The 1,511-nt window shown below is 58.8% G+C and carries 2 protein-coding genes; both read right to left on the reverse strand.

The window, feature by feature from the left end:
* Positions 1 to 488, reverse strand: a 488-nt coding sequence (locus ACXRVY_RS28560; protein WP_458238900.1) for a SprT family zinc-dependent metalloprotease, incomplete at its 3' end; no start/stop codon positions are given.
* Between the two features lie 158 nt (positions 489 to 646).
* Positions 647 to 1,249, reverse strand: a complete 603-nt coding sequence (locus tag ACXRVY_RS28565) for a Yip1 family protein (RefSeq protein ID WP_108215276.1) — start codon at positions 1,247 to 1,249, stop codon at positions 647 to 649.
* Positions 1,250 to 1,511 lie beyond the last annotated feature (262 nt).

Below are 1,511 nucleotides of genomic sequence, written 5' to 3' on the forward strand. Positions count from 1 at the left end.
ACCCGCATCTCCCCACTGAACACCAAGGTATGGCGACACCGCCGGCACAAATACCGCCGACCTTGCCGAACCAGACTGTGGCGCTGGGCGGAAAACGGGAAGTCGCTGTCGACGCACGGGCATTTGTAGATGTAGCGGGTCACGCGGCGGCGTTTGACGTCATAGGTGTGGCAGCGGTTGGGCGGCAGTTCGTACACGCCGCGCATGATCAATTGCCACTCTTCGCCATGGGGCTGAATGCGGTCGCCGAACAACTGATGGGYGATCAGGTGCGCGACCTCATGGGCCACGGTCTGCTTGAGGAAGTCTTCGGTGTTTTCCCGGTACAACTGCGGATTGAAGCGCAGCAGGTTCTCGTGCAAATGYGCGACACCGGCTTTTTGCCCGCGCAGCTTGAGGCTCACCACGGGGCGTTTGAAAGGTCGTTTGAAAAAGGATTCGGCTTGTTGGAAACAGTCTTCGACACGGGTATTGAGTTGCTCGGGCATGCTCGATGGATCTCCAGAGACGTCGAGTATGCCGCAACCCTCGGGCCTTGCGAATCGCCAAGGTACCGAATGGTCGTGTGCCTGCTCGTTGCTGAAGAATGAAAAGGCCGCCTTGCGGCGGCCTGTGTCGGTCGTTGCCGACTGTCCGTGATGAGCGGCTAACTGGTGTAGACCGGCCCCACGCCGAGTCCCCAGACAATCACGGTGAACGCCATGATGGCGACCAGCACCACCAGGCCTACGGCGAGCACCGAACTTGAAAACAGGAAGCCCTCGTCAGATGGAATGTTCATGAATGTCGGCAAGCCCACGTACAGCAAGTACACCGTGTAGCAGATAGCTGCGGTGCCGACGATCATCCCCAGCCACAAGTGCGGGTACAGGGCGGCGAGGCCGCCGATGAACAGCGGCGTAGCGGTGTAGGTTGCGAACGCAATGCAGCGGGCCAGGCTTGGGTTGGCGTCATAGGTGCGGGCCATCCAGTGAATGAATGCACCCATTACCGCTACACCCCCGAGCATCGCCAGGTATGACATGATTGTCATCCATATCGCGCTTTCTACGGTCAGCATCACGGGAGGCCGATTGCCGATGACCCAGCCGACCTGCGTGGTGCCAATAAAGGCAGACACGGCGGGGATCGCCGCAAGGATCAGCGTATGGGTCAGGTACATGTGGCCGATGCTTTCCTCCTGGTCGCCACGGATTTCTTTCCATTCTTGGTCAGGGTGGGTGAAAAGCCCCACTACGTGATGGATCATGCCAGTCACTCCTCTTGTCTTTACCGTCGCCCCCCAGTGGAGCGCCTACGGGCCAATGCGGCCAAGCAAGTCACAGGTCTGAAATTTGTATACGACCTTAAGTCGCAGTATAGGGAGGAGTTTCCCCAGAGGGAGTAGGGGCTTTAGAGCAAATCGCGCTGTAAACCCGGTTGTTAATCGCCGACGGGTCTGTGCCGAACAGCCCTTTTGGCGAGGCACTTCGCCCCTGAGGTGTTTTTGCGTAAAATGCCCGCCTTTCGTC

The organism is Pseudomonas sp. P5_A2_2 (assembly GCF_054177685.1).

What these genes read in the sequence shown, in the direction of transcription:
- ACXRVY_RS28565 (WP_108215276.1), bottom strand. Translation starts at nt 1,249, where the DNA reads ATGATCCATCACGTAGTGGGGCTTTTCACCCACCCTGACCAAGAATGG.